Below are 19,952 nucleotides of genomic sequence, written 5' to 3'. Positions count from 1 at the left end.
CCTGACCGGCCGGCGGACATCCGGTAACCGCCAGCCAGGCAGGGCCAACCCCGGAATACCACCTGTGGTCCAGACATTGGCATGCATTCATGGAAGGTAAGACCCTGAAACCTGATCTCCGCGTTCCCGAACAGAAAACGGCCAGCCTGTCGTTCTGTGACACAACGCCCAAGGCCTTCCGGGTCTGGATAGACCAACTCCCAATGGCCAATATCGGCGAGGTATCGCGGCAGCTCTATCATGCCATTATCGAGCTGAACCACCTGTTTCTGGCTCCCCAGCAACGCATGCAGTTCCTGGAGCTTATCCGGGAAAAGATTCATTTCGTCTGCAACGAACTCTCCCGGCACTACCTCGGCCTGGCCGTGGCGCTTCCTGAAAAACAACGTAAGATCGCCAACCTGTCCCAGGCGCTTCAGTTACATCTGGCCGGCGGGTACAAGCTGTGCGTTCTGGAGTTCATCGACAACGGGGGCCTGGATAAAAATCGCCGTCAGATAGCAACCGCCGCGCATCGGGCCATTTCCGAGCTATCGGAAACCATCCTTAGATCGCATCAGCTCTACTGCCCAAGCCCAGCCCAAAGCTGGCTGGAGTGTCACCGGTTGTTCCGGTTTGCGCATCGCAACAAACTTTCTGTGGTTCAGGTTGAAGACGACACCCTTCAGCATCGTCGCACCAGCTCGGTCGCCGACAGCTATAAGCGAATCCTCCTTCTTGGCTGCGCGCGCCCCAACCAGCTGCGACAAGCTGAACTGCTGCATGTCTATGAACTGTTCGAATCCTGGACGGACCACACCCGATGCGGGCCGGATGTCGGTGACGACAGCCTCTTCGTGATCAACATGGAGCGGGACAACCCGCCGTTTTACCGCAGCCTGCTTGATCAGAAACCCGGCGATGAGAGCTTCGATTTCGACACCCGTGATCTCTCGGCCATGCTCTCTGAAACGCTCCATGCCCGTCGTGAGCACAAAGCAACAGACCACGAGCTGAGGGTGCCAGTAAAGGTAAGCGATACCCTACTCACTCATCTGAGTCAGGCACTGGGCATTCTCGCGAAACGGAACTTCAACCGCATCGCCAGCCAGGGCTCCCTGGAGGTCTGCGTTGGCCTGACAGCCGCGCACTACTTCATTGCCGGCGAAAAGACCTTTACTGAATTCGTGAATGGCAACGATAACGGCCACCAAGAAGAGGAAAACCTGTTTGTTCGGTCTTCGCGTCAGCAACAGGATGCCTGGTCGGGCGCCCACGATGCAGGGCCCAGCGACGAAAAACTCCACGCTGCCGACACACCCATCAATTTCAAGGGTTCCTACGGCAACTCACAGGCTCCATCGACGGACAGGAATCGACCAAAGTCGCACCATTCCCTGCTGATCAACACCAGCCCCGGGGGATACTGCGTTGCCTGGGAAAGCAATGTCCCCCCGTCGCTGCAAGCTGGTGAGGTGTTGGGCGTTCGGGAGCAAAGCACCCACCCCTGGAGCGTGGCCGTGGTGCGCTGGATTCGTCAGATCAAGAACCAGGGAACCCAGGTCGGCATTGAGCTGCTGGCACCCAGTGCTTCACCCTGTGGAGTTCGCCTGATCCAGAAAGTGGGCAACAGCAGTGAGTACCTGCGCGGCTTGCTGTTACCGGAAATCAGCGTGGTCAATCAGTCCGCCACGCTGATCACGCCTCGCCTGCCGTTCCAATCCGGGAGCCGGATTTCGCTGCTCCATGATGGCAGGGAGGATCAGGGCCAGCTGTCTCGCAAGGTTTCCTCCACGGGCAGCATCAGCCAGTTCGAACTCAAGTTGCAGAACGCAGCAACGCTGAATGCTGGTGTTCAGCCGGCATCGTCCGGAGCCAGCGAGGATGAATTCGACTCACTGTGGCCGTCTCTATAAGGTCGCCAAACTGAGACACCGACCCCCCGCAGAGGGTTGTTATTGATCGGCAACCCCTGCATCATTCAGCGTGAGTGAATGAACCGTGTATCACGAGACGCCCTTCGAATGCAGAAAAAGAACGCGACCGTACACCTGCTGATTCTTGATCCGTCCCAAAACGATGCTGAATCACTGGTCAGCCTGCTCCGGAACTCCGGCAAGGCCACCCGAGCCCATAGAATCACCTCAGAAGAAGATCTGGAAGAAACGCTGAAAGCCAGCAATTGGGACCTCCTTCTGGCCCGCGATCTGGACCAGGAATTCTCGGCCGATGACGCCCTCGCCATGATCCGCCGGATGGACAAGGACATTCCGTTTATCCTCTTGACGGAGGAGGAAAGCCGCGAACGCACGGTAGGAATGATAAAAGCCGGCGCCCAGGACACGGTGTCGTTCGAGCACACCGACCTGATCGTGCTGAAGGTTAACCGGGAGCTGGCAGCCCTTGACGAACGCAGAAGGCGTCGCGTTCTGGAGTCCCATCTCCGGGAGGCGGAACAACGCTGCCAGCTACTTCTGGAAAGCTCCAAAGACGCGATCGCCTATATTAATGACGGCATGCACATCTATGCCAATCAATCGTACATGGAATTCCTTGGGTACGACGATATCGACGATCTTATCTGCGTTCCGGTGCTGGACACTCTGACCCCGGAAAGTCAGGAGAAGTACAAGGAATTCATGAAGTCGTTTGCCGAGAAAGGCGAAGACGGCATGACCATGAACTGCACGGCACGGCGCAGTGACGACCACGAACTGAACGTTACCATGTCGGTATCGGCGGCCACCTACGACGGCGAGGCCTGCACCCAGATTGTACTGCAGCCAGAGCACAGTGATGCGGAACTGGAAGAAAAGCTGCGCCAGATCAGCAGCCAGGATCTTCTGACCGGTCTTTACAACCGCCAGTACCTGATGGATGCGCTGGCTGAGGCGATTGCACATGCCGGCAAGAAGAATGAGACCGGTGCCCTTGCCTACATTGCCCTGGATAATTTCATGAGCATGAAGGGCCAGGTGGGCATCTCCGGCGCGGACCTGCTGCTTGGCGATCTGGCCAACCTGCTGAAGGAGCAGGCCGGAGACGACCTCGCCCTGGCCCGACTGAGCGACGACGCCTTCAGCCTGCTGTGTCAGCCCTGCGATGAAACCACCATGGCGGAACACGCCGAGCGCATCCGCAAGGCGGTTGAAGACCACCTGTTTGATATCAACGGCCGCACGGTCCAACTGACCGTTAGCATCGGTGTTGCGGCGATTACCGAGAATTCGCCCAAAGCCGAGGAACTCATGGCCAGAGCCCACACTGCATCGGCCGAAGTGCGCAAGCTTGAAGGTCATGCCGAGGGCAACGGCGTGGTGGTTTACAACCCCGCCGACTTCGAAGCACTGGATGAGAGCAATTCGGTAGAAGCGATTCAGAAGGCCCTGGAAGAAAATCGCTTCCGGCTTCTTTTCCAACCGATCATCAATCTGCGCGGCGAAGGCGAGGAACATTACGAGGCCTTCGTGCGCATGCTCGACAAAGACGACGAGGAAGTCTCACCCTATGACTTCCTGCCGCCGATGGGTCCGAGCGACACCGCGATCAAGATCGACCGGTGGGTCATCCTGCAGACCATCAAGCAGCTCTCCAGCCATCGTTCACGAGGTCATGATACCCGCCTGTTCCTCAATGTGACGGCTGAAACCCTGCAGGATAAAACGTTCACACCCTGGCTAAGTGTTGCCCTGAAAGCAGCGCGCCTGCCGGGTGACTCCCTGATCTTCCAGATACGGGAAGGGGATGCCAATAATTACATGAAGCAGGCGAAGGACTTCGCCAAAGCGGTCCACGAGCTTCACTGCAAGGTGTCCATTGCCCAGTTTGGCTGCGCCCTCAATCCGTTCAATACCCTCAAGCACATCGATACGGACTACGTAAAAATTGATGGTTCCTTCACGGAGGAAATCCAGAAGAGCGATGAGGCCAAGGAGCGGGTGAAGGAGATGGTGAAGAGCCTGCAGTCGAACGGCAAGCTGACCATCATTCCGCTGGTGGAAAATGCCGGGGTTCTCGCCACCCTCTGGCAGGCTGGAGTGAACTATATTCAGGGCTATTACCTGCAGGCACCGGTACCTGAAATGAACTACGACTTCGGCGACAACTGAGCCTGAACGGCTCAGAAGTCGGCATCTCCCAGACTCTGGTTGGTTTCGCTCTCCCGGAAACCAATCAGATATAGGATCGCGTCCAGCCCAAGGGTCGAAATCGCGTGACGAGCTGATTCCTTGACCAGCGGCTTGGCCCGGAAGGCGACACCCAGGCCGGCCTGGCTCAACATTGGAAGGTCATTAGCGCCGTCACCTACGGCAATAACCTGTTCCCTTGAGATATGCTCTTTCTCGGCGATCTCCAACAACAACTCCGCTTTCCGCTTTCCGTCCACGATCTGCCCGGATACCCGGCCGGTCACTTTGCCGTTCTCGATCTCCAGCTCGTTGGCATAGATGTAATCGATCCCGAGATTGCGCTGCAGATGACGGGCAAAGTAGGTGAATCCGCCGGACAGGATTGCCGTACGATAACCCAGTGCCTTGAGACTGAGAATCAGGTGCTCAGCCCCCTCGGTCATTCGTAACCGGGAGGCGATACCCTCAAGCACCGACTCATCAAGGCCCTTCAGAAGCGCGATACGCTCGGCAAAACTCTGACTGAAATCCAGCTCGCCCTGCATCGCCCTCTCAGTAATCTCCGCCACCTGCTCGCCGACACCGGCTTCTGTGGCAAGCTCGTCGATCACCTCGGCTTCGATCAGCGTGGAATCCATGTCAAAGACCACCAGGCGACGATTGCGCCGGAAAATGGAATCCTCCTGGAAGGCGATATCCACATTCATCTCGCCGGCAATATGAAGGAAATCCGCGCGCAGTTGCTCGAGATCCGACGGCGTGCCACGCACCGAAAATTCGACACAGGCAATTCGGTTATCGGAGGCGTTCAGCGAGGGCCTGGCGGAAAGCCGCGAAATGTTATCGATATTCAATCCGTGGCGAGCGGTAATGGCAGAAACCCGGGCAATCTGCTCGGCTTTGATATCACGGGCCAGCAGGGTCACGATGTAGCAGGCGCGGTTCCGAGCCGCGGCCCAGGACTGGTATTCCTCTACCGTGATCGGCGCAAACCGGACCTGCAGATCCAGGGCATGGAGCCGGAACAGCAGATCCCTTATGACGGGCGAGGATTTGGATTCATCCGGAATCTCGATCAGGATGCCCCAGGTGAGATGATCGTGGATGACCGCCTGGCCAATATCCAGAATGCGCACATCATAGCGCCCCATGATGCCGGTGATTTCCGACGTCAGGCCGGGCTTGTCGCGCCCGGAGACATTAATCAGTACCAGTTCACTCACTGTCGGCACCCTCGCTGTCAGAGCCCGCCTCTTCCTGCGCCCGGGCAGCAGAAGGAATCACCTCAATGCCATCAACCCGTTGCAGCCCCCTGGGCAGCTTATGGCCGCGACGGCCTCGCTCACCCAGGTAGTGTTCAAGGTCACTGAACTGCAGTCCCATTTTGCGCTTTCCAGCCCGGATTTCCAGTTGGTCGTCCTGGGCAAATACAGCCACCGCCACCACATACTCTTCCCGGTTCTGGACCCGGGCAGAGGGAATGCTGATGATCTTGTTGCCCTTACCCTTGGCCAGTTCCGGCAGTTCGTTCAGCGGAAATACCAGCATGCGCCCCTCGTTGGACACCGCCCCCAGATACAGCGTTTTCTCCGTGGTCGGTATGCCCACCGGAGGCATGATCTTCGCCCCTTTTGGAACACTGACAACCGCCTTGCCATTGCGGTTCTTGCTGATCATATCATTGAGCGATGTCACAAACCCGTAGCCGCCGTCGGTAACCAACAACGCCTTGCGGGACGGATCCCCCATCAACAGACCCGAGAAGCTTGCGCCCGAGGGCGGGTTGATTCGCCCGGTCAGCGGCTCGCCCTGCCCTCTGGCAGAGGGCAGACTGTGAGCCATCAGCGAATAGGCGCGCCCGGTGGAATCGAGAAAAATCGCCTGCTGGTTATTGCGCCCCTTTGCTGCGAGGGAGAAACGATCACCGGCTTTATAGCTCAGCCCCTCCGGCTCAATGTCGTGCCCCTTGGCTGCGCGAACCCAGCCTTTTTCAGACAGCACAACGGTAACAGGATCGTTCGAGACCAAATCCACCTCACTGAATGCCCGAGCCTCTTCACGCTCGACAATCGGTGAGCGACGGTCATCGCCAAAGGTTTCCGCATCCGCTTGCAGCTCACTCTTGATCAGCTCCCGCAGACGATCCTCGGAACCCAGGATGGATTGGAGCTCATCCCGTTCGGCCGAGAGTTCATCCTGTTCGCCCCGGATTTTCATTTCTTCAAGCTTGGCCAGGTGGCGCAGCTTCAGTTCGAGGATGGCTTCAGCCTGATCGGCGGACAACCCGAAACGGGCCATCAACTCGGCCTTGGGTTTGTCTTCGGTGCGGATAATCTCGATCACCTCATCAATATTGAGATAGGCGATCAACAAGCCTTCCAGGATGTGCAGGCGTGCAAGAACCTTGTCGAGGCGATGTTGGAGACGGCGAATGACGGTGGTGCGCCGGAACGTCAACCATTCGGTAAGGATCTGCTGCAGACCCTTGACGCCAGGCCTGCCATCGTTACCGATCACATTGATGTTGACCCGGTAGGTTTTCTCGAGATCGGTGCTGGCAAACAGATGCGCCATCAGGCCATCGAGATCCACCCGATTGGAGCGTGGCACGATCACCAGACGGGTCGGGTTTTCATGATCGGATTCGTCACGAAGGTCGGCCACCATGGGTAGCTTCTTGGTTTGCATCTGGTGGGCAATCTGCTCCAGCACCCGGTTACCAGACACTTGATGCGGGAGGTCAGTGACCACAATCTCGCCGCTCTCCCGGATCCAGCGGGCGCGCATCCGCAGCGATCCTCGGCCGGTTTCGTACATCTGCCGAATGTCCTTCCGAGGGGTAATAATTTCTGCCTGAGTCGGAAAATCCGGGCCCTTGATGTGTTCACAGAGCTCTTCAACCGTCGCCTCCGGCTGGTCCAGCAGGCGTATGCAAGCCGCGGTCACCTCCCGCACGTTGTGCGGCGGAATATCGGTGGCCATACCAACAGCGATACCGGTCGTGCCATTCAGAAGCACATGGGGCAGCCGGGCGGGCAGTACCGAAGGTTCTTCCATAGTGCCATCAAAGTTGGGCGTCCAATCCACAGTGCCCTGACCAAGCTCACCCAAAAGCACTTCAGCGAAAGGCGCCAGCCGAGATTCGGTGTAACGCATTGCGGCAAAGGATTTGGGATCATCCGGCGAGCCCCAGTTCCCCTGCCCGTCTACGAGAGGGTAGCGGTAGGAAAAAGGCTGAGCCATCAGCACCATGGCTTCATAACAGGCACTATCGCCGTGAGGATGAAACTTACCCAGCACATCGCCCACGGTACGAGCGGACTTCTTGTACTTCGAGGTGGATTTCAGCCCCAGCTCGGACATGGCGTAAACAATTCGCCGCTGAACCGGTTTCAGGCCATCGCCGACATTGGGAAGTGCCCGGTCAAGAATGACGTACATGGAATAATCGAGATAGGCCTTTTCCGTGTAATCCCGGAGCGAAACCCGCTCGAAGCCTTCATCCGTTGTCTGAAACTCTGGCATGGATGCCTCTTTGATTGCCTGTATTGCCTGATTTGAAGAATGTCCGTGATGCTACTCCCTGGGCCCGGAATAATCACCGGTGAACAGGAGCGGACATTATATGGAGCAAGGCGCAGATACACCAACAACCTGCGGATTTATTGGCTAAATCAGTCACCCTGTCGCAGAGATGCCTGATTCCAATAGCGGAATTCCCGCATGGAGAGTCCGTAACGTGGGCCGTATTCTCCTCGGCAGTGAATAGAAGACCGTTTTACCTATCTGACAAGCGGAACACTATGAAACCCAACATCAAAGCCTGCGGGCAAGCCATGGTTACAGCCATGGTAAATGCGGTTCTGGCAGTGGCACTGATGCTCCTCGTAGAGTTTGCAATCAGCGGCAGCTTCCAGGTCCCCGAGCCCTACCTTTGGGCGGGTTTGCTGATCTGGCTGGTCATCTTTGCAGGGCAATTCTGGCGTCAGCGACACCTCTGCAAATCCTGTGAAACGCCAAGGGAATCACCCGACCCTTCCCGATAACCCGCTCCGCTCCCGGTCCATGTCCGGTCCATTTGACCGGGAGCAATTACTCTACTGTTTCTCAAAACAATTCCTTTCCTGCTGCTATGCTTGCCAAGAAGCCAAACTGGGCAACGCGGGAGAGACTCATGGATTTTGGCAAACGTCTGGGACTTCGAGTAAAAGTTGCTTTGCCTTTCGCTATCACGGCTGTCGCTCTGGTCGTTATCGGCTTGTTTGCTGTCAGCACGGTCCGCAACCTCGTCTCTGATACCGACAACATTGCCGACACCTACCTGCCTTCAGTCAGCGAAATCCTCAATGGTGATCGGGATCTCTACCAGGCATTAGTGGCCCAGATGGGCTATGTGGATGCCCAGTTCAACAACGAGGAAGGTGAGAACTACCTGGCCAGTTTCGATGAAAACGCCGGTCAGGCTCTAGACCGCTTCAACAAGGCCGTTGTCAGGCTTGAGGGCACCGGGGTATCTGATGTTGCCCGCGGCTTCGATGCCGCCTACGAGCGCTGGCTAAACTCTGCCCAACGGGTTCTTGAGCTAGCAGCAGCCGGAGATCCGGAGGAGGCAAGATCCCTGGCGACTAGTGAAACAAATAACCTCTTCGACAATCTCAGGAACTATTTTGATGAGGTTGGAGCACACGCTGATGCCCAGGCCCAGGTTCGTGCCAGCGAGGCCTCCGCAGAGGGCCAGAGCAGCTCGATCACCATACTTCTGATCACCGTCATAGCAATCGTTATCAGCGTTCTTCTGTTCTCGGTTTTCCTTAAGATGATTATCAGCTCGATCAAGGCGCTCCGGGATCAACTGGACAACATCGCCCAGGGAGAAGGCGATCTTACCCAACGAATTCCTGTCGAGTTGGACGATGATCTTGGCAAACTTGCGAAAAGCTTCAACCTGGTCCTCGAAAACCTGCAATCGATGATTGGCTCCATCCAACAGCTCACCCGGGAACTGGGCACCGGAGCGACGGATCTCGCGCGGGCCGCCAAGGATAACAACGACGGCGTGACCCGACAGACAGATTCCATTTCCATGGTCGCCACGGCTATCAACCAGATGCAGAGCGCGATCGAAGAGGTAGCCGGCAATGCCTCGAGGGCCGCTGAAATCACTCGGGAGGCCGAAGAGAAAGGCAAGAACGGTGCACGAATTATCCGGAGCTCCTCAGAGCAGGTGCACCGACTGGCCGCCCAGATTTCAAAAGCAGTAGAAGTGATCCGTAAGCTATCTGACGATTCCGACAACATCACATCCGTTCTGGACGTGATAAGGGGCATCGCCGAGCAGACCAACCTGCTGGCACTGAACGCGGCTATCGAGGCAGCGCGCGCCGGCGAGCAAGGCCGGGGTTTTGCGGTTGTCGCCGATGAAGTCAGAACCCTGGCGCAACGAACCGGGCAATCAACGGAAGATATTCAGACAATGATCACCACTTTGCAGGCTGGCGTTGCCGACATTGTCTCGGTAATGGAAACGGGCAGCAAAGAGGCAACCGAAACCGAAAAGCTGGCCACCGATGCAGAGTCTGAGCTCAAGGCCATTCTTGAAGCCATGACAAACATTGCAGATATGAATACCAGCGTCGCGTCTGCCACTGAAGAGCAAACCCAGGTGGTAGATGAGATCAATCGCAGTATTACTGAGATCAATGACTTGGCCACAGAAAGCGCAAGCCGGTCACGGGACATAGGCGGAATCAGTGAATCCCTCGAGGGCTACGCAAGGGAACTGGAGAGTCAGACAGGCAGATTCCGGGTCTAGGCCCGGAATCTGACAATGGCAGGGTCAGCCAGTCTTACTGCCGGATACCCTCGACAGAAATGATGATCTCAACGGTCTCGGAAGCCTTTCCGAGATCCATCGGGATGCCGAAGTCTTTCAGGCGAAGTTCGGTTTCCGCCTCAAAACCCATGCGGTAGCCACCCCAGGGGTCCTCTCCGTGGCCCAGCATTTCGGCGTCGAGAGTGACTTCTTTTGTCACACCGCGAAGGGTCAGGTCGCCAATGATATCGGCCTCCCCTTCTTCATCAACGACCACTCGCTTGCTCTTGAACGTTGCCTGGGGAAACTCGTCGACATACAGGAAGTCTTCGCTGCGCAGGTGCTTGTCGCGCTCGGCGTGATTGGAATCCACACTACCGGTATCAATCGTCACGTTGACGGTGCTGTTTTCCGGATTCTCGGCGTCGTACACGAATTCGCCGTCAAAATCGTTGAAACGCCCGTAAAGCCAGCTGTAGCCAAGATGGGAAATCTTGAAGGTGACAAACTGGTGGGCGCCTTTGGTATCAAACGCATAGGTACCACTATGTTCGTTGGCCTGAACTGCACCGACAATCGCCATCGACACGGCTGAGGCAAGCAGAACTTTTTTCATGTTATCTCCCTTATTTCATTGGTGCCCGATTCCCGGGCGTTAGACGATCGGTAAACAAACGGCAGGCGGGTCACTTACCCAACATACGCCGTAAGGTGCGGTCACGATCAAAAAGATGATGTTTGAAGGCGCCCGCCGCATGAACCACGGCCAAACCCACAATCGCCCAGGTCGACCAATAGTGAATGGTTCCCGCGGTATCCTCCATTCCCTTTATCTGCCCGGTGACTGATGGCACTTCAAACCAGTCGAACACACTGATTGCGGAACCATCGGCGGTTGAAATCAGGTAGCCACTCACCATGGCAACAAATATCAGCACATACAGCAGAAGGTGGGCCAAGTGGGCGCTGCGGACCTCCCAGCGCTTATGACCCGGCAACGGCTCCGGTGAAACGTTCACCCCTCTCCAGGCCACACGGAAAAGCATCACCATCAAAAGCAGAATGCCGATGCTGCGATGGATATCCGGTGCTCTGCGATACCAGTCGTCGTAATACGACAGATCCACCATCCAATAACCAAGCCCGAACAGGCCAAAGACAGCCAGCGCAACAAGCCAGTGAATAGTGATAGCCACGACACCGTAGCTTGCCGGTGTGTTCCTGATTTGCATGGTGAAAAATTACCCTGTTCCCTGGATCAAACGATTGAGCCAAGTTTAGAAACTCGGTCCGGTGAAGAAAATCAAAATCTTTTGCAGCGTTACATCAGAAATTCTGACCAATCTCCGGCCTTTTGCCTTTGGTCGTATACGGGTTTTACGGATTGTTCAAAATTATAGCAACGATAGACTTAATACATATCTGGATGCCCCGTCGGGGGCCTCATTGACCGAGAGGACAGGACATGGAATTCGAATTCGACGAAAGCGTGGTTGTACCCAGCAATAACTGATTCTCTGGCGGTCCCCCGGACCGCTGGGCCTTCCTTCGCTTCTCCAGACAGCGAAAGATACAAACCGTTTCCAGTTTCTACATGAAACAGTGGTAATAAACGCGTTTTTTTGGCAATCTTCCCTCCAAGTATCAATAACTTCGCGAGTTTTCGCGCGTTACCTGTACTTATATAAGACAGTTCAGGCGCCAGACTGGGGCGGCTGATGCGTTCGTTAATTCAACCAGAATCATCTATGTCGAAGCGCCTCCCCGAAAAGCTGACAGCTCCGGAAGTGGAACTGTTATCCCCTATGCTGAACAGGGAAGGTGACACATGGACTGCCGATTTTCGCGGACTGACCCTCAGAACAGCGCTCCAGCCGATCTACAGCATTTCGCACAAGCGCATCGTTGGCTATGAAGCGCTGATCAGGGCCTTTGATACCGATAACTCTGCAGTCCTCCCGCTCCATCTTTTTCAGTTACCGGCTTCCGACACGGAGAATCTGCTCCTTGACCGTCTCTGCCGCTACCTGCATATACGCAACTACAGTGGCATCCGCGATCAACTGAACTGGCTCTTCCTCAATGTATCGCCACAAGTGGTGACCGGCGGTAGCCAGGCCGACTCGTTTTTCGGGCAACTGCTCGCCAAGACCGGACTCCCGCCGCACCGCATTGTGATGGAAATCGTCGAGCAACCAACGGACGATGCAGAAAGACTGCGGGAAACGGTTGCCTACTACAAAAAGCTGGGCTGCCTCACGGCCATTGATGATTTCGGCGCCGGCCATTCCAATTTCGAGCGGATCTGGAACCTGTCGCCGGACATCGTGAAGCTGGACCGAAAACTGCTGACCCGGGCGACAGACGATCAAAAGGCCCGCCAGATTCTGAACGGCATTGTGTCACTGCTGCACCAGTCCGGCTGCCTGGTTCTTTTGGAAGGCGTGGAAACCCGGGATCAGGCGATGATTGCCATCGATGCTGGCGTTGACTTCGTGCAGGGCTTCTATTTCCGCAGACCGAGCACCGACCTTGATCAGCTGGCCCATGCGCCCGCAGATTTCGACCACCTGTTGCAGGAATACAAGACCCGCAACCAGGTTACCCTGGACCCGACACGGCAATTGCTCGATTTTTTCAGCGGCTTTTTTGACCATGCCATCACGAAGCTTCGCAGTGGAATGAGCATGCAACAATCCTGTCTGGAACTGTTGAACCATCCTGCGGTCTCCCGCTGCTATCTGGTCGATGACAAGGGCGTCCAGATAGATGACACCCTGGTTTCCGACGCCGGTACCCGCAGCATGGACCCGCGTTTCAAGCCGTTGGAGAGCACCAGCAGCGCGGACTGGTACCGCCAGCAGTATCTTCGCCAAGCCCTGGCCCAACCGGAAAGCCTGCACGTCACAGCACCGTATCTTTGCGTCACCGGGGCCTATATGTGCGTGACCCTGTCACTGGGATATTATCAGGATGGAAAGCTTCAGGTGCTGTGCTGCGACATTCTCGCCAACCCGACGGAACCGCACTCATAGACCGGGAGTGATGTCGTAGACCACGGCAATAACCACAACGGTAACGGCACCAATAAACACGTTCATGGGTAAACCGACCCGCACAAAATCACTGAACCGGTAACCACCAGGCCCAAATACCATCATGTTGGTCTGATACCCCAGCGGCGTGGCAAAGCTGGCGGACGCGGCCATCATCACCGCGATCACAAACGGCTCAGCGGCCACGCCCATACTGTTAGTCATCGACAGAACGATGGGAATGACCAGGACCGCCGCCGCATTGTTGGTAATAACCTCGGTCAGGACCGACACCACGAGATAAACCAGCATGATCGTTAACAGGACGTCGCCCTGACTGAATTCAAGGATGCCTGCAGCCACAAAGCCTGCCGCCCCGGTCTGCTCCAGGGCCGCGCCCATGGCAAAGGAAGCCGCAATGGTAAGGATCACCGGCACATCCACGGACTTCTGGGCCTGGCCCACCGAGCAGCAGCCGGTCAGAATCATTCCTGCGGCGCCCAACAGGGCCGCGTTAAGCATACTCAGGGTGCCACAGGCAGCCAGACCCACCAGCACCAACAGGATTCCCCAGGACAGCCACGCCCGGTCATGCCGCGGTGTCTCGGTTTCCAGATCATTAATAAGCAGGAAGTCCTTGTTATAGCGCTGCCGGCTCACAAACGCCGGGCGGGCTTCGAGAAGCAGCACATCGCCGGGTTTAAGGCGGATATTCCCCAGATTACCGGAAACACGCTCCCCACCCCTGGCAACAGCCAGCACAACAGCACCGTAACGGTCCCGGAAGCGGGCATCGCGAATGGTCAGGCCCAACACATCGGACTGGGGTGATAATGCCGCCTCCACCAGGCGCCGTTCCGCCCGGTCCTTGCTCAAACTCGGCTCGTCTTCATGGACTGACGGGACAATACCGTTTATCCGCAGGAGGTCGGAAATGGCCTGGGTATCGCCAGCAAACACCAGACGGTCGCCGCCTCGAAGCCGCTCCTCCGAAGGCACAGCGGTGACCACGCTGCCATCCCGTTCAATCTCGACCAGATACAGCCTCTCCAGCTCTCGAAGCCCGGCCTCACCTACTGTCTTCCCGACCAGGGGACCGTCAAATGACACCGCAACTTCCAGGGTAAATTCCCTCATAGAGCCGAATTTCTGCTGATCCTTGCGATCCGGAAGTGCCCTGGGCATCACCAGCAACAGGACCGCGACACCAATTATGGCTACCGGCAATCCGACCGCAGTAATGGAGAAGATGGAGAACCCCTGCTCGCCGGTCAGCTGCTGATACTGGCCATTGACGACCAGGTTGGTGCTGGTGCCGATCAGCGTGAGAGTACCCCCGAGGATGGCGGAGTAGCTCAGAGGTATCATCAATTTCGACGGCGAAATACCGATTTTTCGGGACCAGGCATGCACCGCCGGAATCATGGTGGCAACAACCGGGGTATTGTTGAGAAAACCACTCAGAAGGGATACCGGGAGCGCAATCCGTGCCTGGGCAGACCGGACGGTCTTGGGATTGCGAAGCAGATGGTGTACCAGCAGATCGACACCACCGGAATGGTGAATACCCGCCGCCACTACGAACATGGCGACCACGGTAATCAGGCCACTGTTACTGAAACCGGCAAGAGCCTGATCCGCTGAAACAATTCCACTGGCACTGAGCACCACGAGCACCCCCATCATCACCAGATGGGGCGCAAATCGCCCTGCACTCATCAGTATCAGCGCGGTGCCTGCGAGGCCCAGCGCAAACCAGCCTTGCCAGTCCATCAACGGTTCTTCCCGATCAGAAAACTGGCAGGATAACGACTTTGCAGAATACAGAGAAAGAATAAAGGATGCTTTTTATAGCACCTTAGAGTATATCAGACCTCGATGTCTGCCATATTGCCGTAGGCCTCCAGCCACGCTCTCCGATCGGATGCGCGCTTCTTGCCCAGCAACATGTCCATGCGGCTGTCGGTATCGTCGCCGTCCTCGATGGTCAGCATAACCAGGCGGCGGGTGTCCGGAGCCATGGTAGTTTCGCGCAGCTGCAGCGGGTTCATTTCACCCAGGCCCTTGAAACGGGTGACCGAAATCTTGCCCTTGCGCTTCTCAGCCGCAATCCGGTCGATAATGCCCTGCTTTTCGTGCTCGTCCAGGGCGTAGAAAGTTTCCTTGCCCAGATCCACCCGGTAAAGCGGCGGCATGGCCACGAACACGTGGCCGGCGGCAACCACCGGGCGGAAATGTTTGACGAACAGGGCGCACAGCAGGGTGGCAATGTGAAGGCCATCGGAGTCTGCATCTGCGAGGATGCATATCTTGTTGTACCGAAGGCCATCCAGCTGGTCAGAACCGGGATCCACGCCAATGGCAACGGCAATGTCATGGACTTCCTGGGACGCCAGGATCTCGCCGGAGTCCACTTCCCAGGTATTGAGGATTTTGCCCCGTAGCGGCATGACCGCCTGGAATTCCCGGTCCCTGGCCTGCTTGGCAGAACCACCCGCGGAATCACCCTCAACCAGGAATAGCTCGGAACGGGCGGTATCGCCGCCAGAACAGTCCGCCAACTTGCCAGGCAGTGCCGGGCCCGAAGTGACTTTCTTGCGGGCCACTTTTTTACTGGCCCGCAAGCGACGCTGTGCATTGCTGATAAACAGCTCGGCAAGCGCTTCGGCCACATCGGTATGCTGGTTGAGCCAGAGGCTGAAGGCGTCCTTCACGACTCCGGAGATAAACGCAGCAGCTTCCCGAGAAGACAGGCGCTCCTTGGTCTGCCCCGAGAACTGTGGCTCCTGCATCTTGAAGGACAGAACATAGGCTGCCCGTTCCCAGATATCCTCGGGTGAGAGCTTAACGCCACGGGGTAACAGGTTGCGGAACTCACAGAACTCGCGCATGGCTTCCAGCAAACCGGTGCGCAGTCCGTTTACATGGGTCCCGCCCTGGGCCGTGGGAATCAGGTTGACGTAGCTCTCCATGATGGCTTCGCCACCTTCAGGCAGCCACTGAATCGCCCAGTCCACCGCTTCCTTGTTACCGGAAAAGCTGCCGGTGAACGGTTCCAGTGGCACCGCCTCAATATCTGCCAGAGCGGTACGCAGATAGTCCCGTAACCCGTCTTCATAGAACCATTCGTCTTTCTCGCCAGTTTTCTCCTGGTGGAAAGTCACCGTAAGACCCGGACACAGAACCGCTTTTGCCCTCAGGTTGTGGCGAAGCCGGCTAACAGAAAAGTTGGGGCTATCGAAATAGCTTACGTCGGGCGTGAACTTCAGGCGGGTGCCGGTATTGCGCTTGCCGACAGTATCGATCACTTCGAGCTCTGAAGCCTTGTCACCGTTGGCAAAGGTCATCCGGTGCAGCTGGCCATCTCGCTTGATAGTCACTTCCAGATGGGTAGACAGTGCGTTGACAACGGAAACACCGACACCGTGTAAGCCACCGGAAAAGTTGTAATTGCCCTGGGAAAACTTGCCGCCAGCGTGGAGGCGGGTCAGGATGAGCTCCACACCAGGCAGACCTTCTTCCTTGTGAAGGTCCACTGGCATGCCCCGGCCGTCATCCTCAACACTCAGAGAGCCGTCACTGTATAACACCACGTCGATACGCTTGGCGTGGCCCGCCAGCGCCTCATCCACACTGTTATCAATGACTTCCTGCGCCAGGTGATTGGGCCGACTGGTGTCTGTGTACATCCCCGGGCGCTTGCGCACCGGGTCCAGGCCGCTCAGTACTTCAATAGCATCGGCGTTATATTGTTGCTGGCTCATGGGCAGGAACTGACTCCGCGATTGATATGAAAAGCTGAGCCATAGCTTAGGGATTCGTGAAGAAAGATCAACGGTTGTTTTCGGCGCGGGTGATCTGGATACCATCCCAGCCTTCAGCGGTCACCGCGATGACCGCACAGGGGGTAGTTAGCGCCTGAGTGACGATGGTTCCGGGTGCTGGCTCGGTCACTCTGACCCTCAACTCCAGAGTTCCGCTCCGGATCTCGGAGGAATCCAGGGTTACGCCGAAGCCCCCGGTCGGCTTCTGGCCAATTGCCGCCAGAACGAGGTGTTCTCTCTCAAAGTCGATATTTTTCAAAGACTCAAGGGAGAGGTTTCGTCCGGGCAGAGCTTCCAGACGCTGAACCTCTTCACGACTTGTCAGGTGAACCTGACCGGGAGCCGTAAGACCACAGTGAGCGGACTGGGTGATCTGGCGAGCCAAGGGACCACCTTCTTCGGTTTCCGAGCGGCTACTCGCACAACCAGACGCAAGAAACATTGCTACCAGCAGGCAACAAACGCGAGCATGTATGGGCATCAACGATTGGTCTCCAGGGTTCTTACTGGTTCAGCGGCGGTGTTTCCAAGGTTTTTCAGACGATAGCCTTCGAAACCGAGACGTGGCAGCCCCATGGACGCGATGGTCGGGCGCCGGAAGCTTGTGCTGAGCGTGACGCCGGTGACCCTTTCTTCCCCGATGACAATCTTCTCTGGCAACCCGTTCACCGGGTACTCGGCACACGCCTCGCCGCTCTCGCAGATAAAACCGTTGTTGTCCGTATCCGTTCCCGCTACCAGGAAATACTCCCCGGGCTCTATGTCATCGAACGAGAAGCTGTAGCTTCCATCACGCGCCGTCACCACGCGCTGCTCTATGGTTTCACGGCTTACATCAGGGCTTACCAGCAACACGTAATGACGACCCGCATCTCGCTCGTCAGTCAATGCCCTGAGGTCTATGGAAACCGGGACTTCAATGGTTCCCGAATCGGCTCCGGCACTGTAATCGATTTCGATTGTAGTGGCATAACTCTGTCCTTCAACGATATTTGCCTCTACCACTGAGACTGCCACCGAGTCCGGCAGAGCATCTCCGACCGTAGGAGCCGGCTCAAGCGTGATCAGATCGGTATTGAAGGCTACACCATCAACCACGACCGACTCCCCTTCGGGATAAACGGTAAAGCCAAGATCGCTACTGAAACGCGCCAGATCAAACTCGATTGCGGAGGGCGAGGAGAGGACAATCGTATTCACTGATCCGTCGAGGGCCGCGTCAACCGACCTAAGCGCATTTATCAGACCGGCTCCATATTCGGTACTGCTACCAACGCTCTCTGTCAGCCTACCGCTGGCCAGCCACGCTCGAAATTGGCCGGGAGTAACAGCTTCAGCGTTAGCACCTTTCATCAAGGCATAAACCCCGGCAACGTGCGGAGCAGCCATCGAAGTGCCCTGCAGTCCTGCATAAGAGCGGATGAACTCGCCACCGTCGTCAACACCCCAGGTGCTGATGACCAGGTCGGCATTGCCATCCAGATTCGCGTCTCTGGTCGCATCCCCACCCGGGGCAACAAGATCCACGGAACCACCAAAATTGGAATATGAGGCCCGTACCTTGCCTGCATCGACTGCGCCAACGCCAATTACTCGCTCGAAGGCTGCCGGATAGGTCAACTCATCGGTACCCTGGTTGCCTGCCGCAGCGACAACCAGCTTTCCATTTCCATCCGCCCGGTTTATGGCTGCTTCCAAAACGGTGCTCGGGCCAACGCCTCCAAGACTGAGGTTTATAACGTCGATATCAGGATTGTCGGCAGCCCAGTTCATCGCCGCGACGAGATCATCAAGCGTTCCTGCTCCGTCCCTGCCCAATACCCTGACTGGCCACAGGCTGATCTCTGGAGCCACCCCATTCACGCCTTCGCCATTCGCCAGAGCCGCAACAATGCCTGCAACGTGGGTACCGTGGAAGTTACTGCTCTGAGGTTTGCCGTCGCCCGGGTCGGCAGGATTATTGTCATAGCCCAACCGATCATTGAACTGCGGATCTATGTCCAGGTCGGCAGAAACATAATCCAGGATTCTGTCGGAACTGAACGGAACAACATTCGCATCCAAATCAAGGTGCCAGTTCCCATAGGTTTGGGGGGTAGACGTAAACAGGCCGGTATCCATCACAGCGACCCCGATAGAGCTACCTCGGGCCGGTGCAGCCTGCCAGGCGAGAGGCAGACTGATCAGAGGCAGGTTCCACTGAAGAGAAGAAAGATCGCGGTCCGTCTGAGCCCGGTAGACATAATTTGGCTCTGCCACCTCAACGCCGGGCTCCGCCTTCAGTTCGGCGATCCAACGAAGCGTCTCATCCCGCAGGCCACCTACAGAGCCGAACGATTGCGAAGCGACTGCGCCAACAGGATTACGCCTAACCAACCAGGCACCCTGCCCAAGTGACTTCGCGGATGAGACCGACAAGGCTCGGGCCAGGCCCTGCGAATTCACGTTCCCCTGCCCCTCTGACGACATCAGCACAATGGCCTCATCTGGCACAAACTCCGGTTGGCTGTAATGAGAACCCTGGAAATTATTGACGCCGGCTGTCGAAACAGACAGCACGTATCGGAATGGTCCGCCACTGGCGGTGCCAACACTTATCTCTGCGGGCCCCTCATCGGGCGCGCTGACCATTAAGGGCGTACTGCCTGTCCCGGACGCTGAGTCTACGAGTGCCCCGCCCTGGGCAACCGACAGCGTAATCGTGGGGGCCGGGAAGTCCGAGTCCCGGAAAACCTGAACGGCAATGGTGCTCCCCGCTGCGAGATCGGCGCGAAATGTATCCTGTCCATCGACTACATACTCAAATACGAATTCGTCAGAATCCGGATAGCGGCCAGAGGTATTACTCAGATAGCCACCCAGAATACCTGTTGACGGCACTAATTGAGCAGTGCTGGATGAATTGTTGGAAATCGCTTCGTTAAGCCGGCTGTCGTCTGCCGTATCCGAATCAACTCGCGTTCCACTTTCAATTGTAATCGTGCCACTCAACCCAGGCTCCTGCGAGTCCAGGCCGTCGCCACTGCTGCCTCCACCGCAACCCGCAAGGAGAAGAAGGAAGAAAATCGGGACCAAATGTGAGGGGACAAACGAATTCATAGGCCAGGCCACTGGATGCAGGTCGTCTTTGTTTCCTAGGGTATACCAAACACGTGTCTCACAGGTGTTCGGT

General features: G+C 56.7%; 13 protein-coding genes. 5 read left to right on the top strand and 8 right to left on the bottom strand.

Annotated features, from left to right (window positions below; translation table 11 throughout):
• Positions 1-89 precede the first annotated feature (89 nt).
• Both FMN52_RS15355 and FMN52_RS15350 read left to right on the top strand, forming a co-directional pair.
• The gene (locus tag FMN52_RS15355; protein WP_148609442.1) at positions 90-1,895 is read left to right on the top strand and encodes a GTPase; all 1,806 of its coding nucleotides are present in this window, start codon (positions 90-92) and stop codon (positions 1,893-1,895) included.
• Between the two features lie 108 nt (positions 1,896-2,003).
• Positions 2,004-4,088: an EAL domain-containing protein gene (locus FMN52_RS15350; protein WP_148609441.1), complete on the top strand. Its 2,085-nt coding sequence runs from the start codon at positions 2,004-2,006 to the stop codon at positions 4,086-4,088.
• A gap of 11 nt (positions 4,089-4,099) precedes the next feature.
• Here FMN52_RS15350 and serB read toward each other — a convergent pair whose 3' ends face one another.
• Together serB and parC are read right to left on the bottom strand one after the other, a co-directional pair.
• The gene (serB, locus tag FMN52_RS15345; RefSeq protein ID WP_148609440.1) at positions 4,100-5,332 is read right to left on the bottom strand and encodes a phosphoserine phosphatase SerB; all 1,233 of its coding nucleotides are present in this window, start codon (positions 5,330-5,332) and stop codon (positions 4,100-4,102) included.
• Positions 5,325-7,634, bottom strand: coding sequence for a DNA topoisomerase IV subunit A (gene parC / locus FMN52_RS15340; RefSeq protein ID WP_148609439.1), 2,310 nt, complete (start codon positions 7,632-7,634; stop codon positions 5,325-5,327). Before parC ends, serB begins: the two co-directional genes overlap by 8 nt.
• Before the next feature lie 278 nt (positions 7,635-7,912).
• On the opposite strand from parC, the gene FMN52_RS15335 reads away from it, so the two are divergent.
• Both FMN52_RS15335 and FMN52_RS15330 read left to right on the top strand, forming a co-directional pair.
• Entirely contained in the window at positions 7,913-8,155 is a 243-nt protein-coding gene (locus tag FMN52_RS15335; protein WP_104320166.1) for a hypothetical protein, read from the top strand.
• Positions 8,156-8,283: 128 nt separating this feature from the next.
• The gene (locus FMN52_RS15330; protein WP_148609438.1) at positions 8,284-9,921 is read left to right on the top strand and encodes a methyl-accepting chemotaxis protein; all 1,638 of its coding nucleotides are present in this window, start codon (positions 8,284-8,286) and stop codon (positions 9,919-9,921) included.
• A 34-nt stretch (positions 9,922-9,955) separates the two neighbouring features.
• Here the strand turns inward: FMN52_RS15330 and FMN52_RS15325 are convergent, their stop codons facing one another.
• A complete protein-coding gene (locus tag FMN52_RS15325) occupies positions 9,956-10,537 on the bottom strand; it encodes a YceI family protein (RefSeq protein WP_148609437.1) in 582 nt (193 codons plus the stop codon).
• A gap of 70 nt (positions 10,538-10,607) precedes the next feature.
• Entirely contained in the window at positions 10,608-11,153 is a 546-nt protein-coding gene (locus tag FMN52_RS15320; protein ID WP_148609436.1) for a cytochrome b, read from the bottom strand.
• A 516-nt stretch (positions 11,154-11,669) separates the two neighbouring features.
• On the opposite strand from FMN52_RS15320, the gene FMN52_RS15315 reads away from it, so the two are divergent.
• Positions 11,670-12,956 (top strand): EAL domain-containing protein, encoded by a 1,287-nt coding sequence (locus FMN52_RS15315; RefSeq protein WP_148609435.1) that lies wholly within the window; start codon positions 11,670-11,672, stop codon positions 12,954-12,956.
• On the opposite strand, the gene FMN52_RS15310 is transcribed toward FMN52_RS15315, so the two are convergent.
• The 4 genes from FMN52_RS15310 to FMN52_RS15295 all read right to left on the bottom strand — a co-directional run bounded on the left by FMN52_RS15310 (position 12,951) and on the right by FMN52_RS15295 (position 19,771).
• Positions 12,951-14,729 (bottom strand): SLC13 family permease, encoded by a 1,779-nt coding sequence (locus tag FMN52_RS15310; RefSeq protein ID WP_148609434.1) that lies wholly within the window; start codon positions 14,727-14,729, stop codon positions 12,951-12,953. The two genes, FMN52_RS15315 and FMN52_RS15310, sit on opposite strands and share 6 nt — an antisense overlap.
• Before the next feature lie 95 nt (positions 14,730-14,824).
• Positions 14,825-16,720 carry a DNA topoisomerase IV subunit B gene (parE, locus tag FMN52_RS15305; RefSeq protein WP_148609433.1) on the bottom strand — a complete coding sequence of 632 codons (1,896 nt, stop codon included), beginning with the start codon at positions 16,718-16,720 and terminating at the stop codon, positions 14,825-14,827.
• A gap of 67 nt (positions 16,721-16,787) precedes the next feature.
• Positions 16,788-17,261 (bottom strand): protease complex subunit PrcB family protein, encoded by a 474-nt coding sequence (locus tag FMN52_RS15300; protein ID WP_148609432.1) that lies wholly within the window; start codon positions 17,259-17,261, stop codon positions 16,788-16,790.
• The gene (locus FMN52_RS15295; protein ID WP_162525036.1) at positions 17,261-19,771 is read right to left on the bottom strand and encodes a S8 family serine peptidase; all 2,511 of its coding nucleotides are present in this window, start codon (positions 19,769-19,771) and stop codon (positions 17,261-17,263) included. Before FMN52_RS15295 ends, FMN52_RS15300 begins: the two co-directional genes overlap by 1 nt.
• Positions 19,772-19,952: the final 181 nt, after the last annotated feature.

Origin of the sequence: Marinobacter sp. BW6 (assembly GCF_008107725.1) — a bacterium.
Taxonomy (GTDB): domain Bacteria; phylum Pseudomonadota; class Gammaproteobacteria; order Pseudomonadales; family Oleiphilaceae; genus Marinobacter.
The sequence above is the reverse complement of the archived record's forward strand: the minus strand, read 5'-3'. Positions and strand labels throughout refer to the sequence as shown.

Coding starts and splice junctions, on each gene's coding strand:
- FMN52_RS15355 (WP_148609442.1), top strand. CDS start 90: ATGGAAGGTAAGACCCTGAAACCTGATCTCCGCGTTCCCGAACAGAAA.
- FMN52_RS15350 (WP_148609441.1), top strand. CDS start 2,004: ATGCAGAAAAAGAACGCGACCGTACACCTGCTGATTCTTGATCCGTCC.
- parC (WP_148609439.1), bottom strand. CDS start 7,634: ATGCCAGAGTTTCAGACAACGGATGAAGGCTTCGAGCGGGTTTCGCTC.
- FMN52_RS15335 (WP_104320166.1), top strand. CDS start 7,913: ATGAAACCCAACATCAAAGCCTGCGGGCAAGCCATGGTTACAGCCATG.
- FMN52_RS15330 (WP_148609438.1), top strand. CDS start 8,284: ATGGATTTTGGCAAACGTCTGGGACTTCGAGTAAAAGTTGCTTTGCCT.
- FMN52_RS15325 (WP_148609437.1), bottom strand. CDS start 10,537: ATGAAAAAAGTTCTGCTTGCCTCAGCCGTGTCGATGGCGATTGTCGGT.
- FMN52_RS15320 (WP_148609436.1), bottom strand. CDS start 11,153: ATGCAAATCAGGAACACACCGGCAAGCTACGGTGTCGTGGCTATCACT.
- FMN52_RS15315 (WP_148609435.1), top strand. CDS start 11,670: ATGTCGAAGCGCCTCCCCGAAAAGCTGACAGCTCCGGAAGTGGAACTG.
- FMN52_RS15310 (WP_148609434.1), bottom strand. CDS start 14,729: ATGGACTGGCAAGGCTGGTTTGCGCTGGGCCTCGCAGGCACCGCGCTG.
- parE (WP_148609433.1), bottom strand. CDS start 16,720: ATGAGCCAGCAACAATATAACGCCGATGCTATTGAAGTACTGAGCGGC.
- FMN52_RS15300 (WP_148609432.1), bottom strand. CDS start 17,261: ATGCCCATACATGCTCGCGTTTGTTGCCTGCTGGTAGCAATGTTTCTT.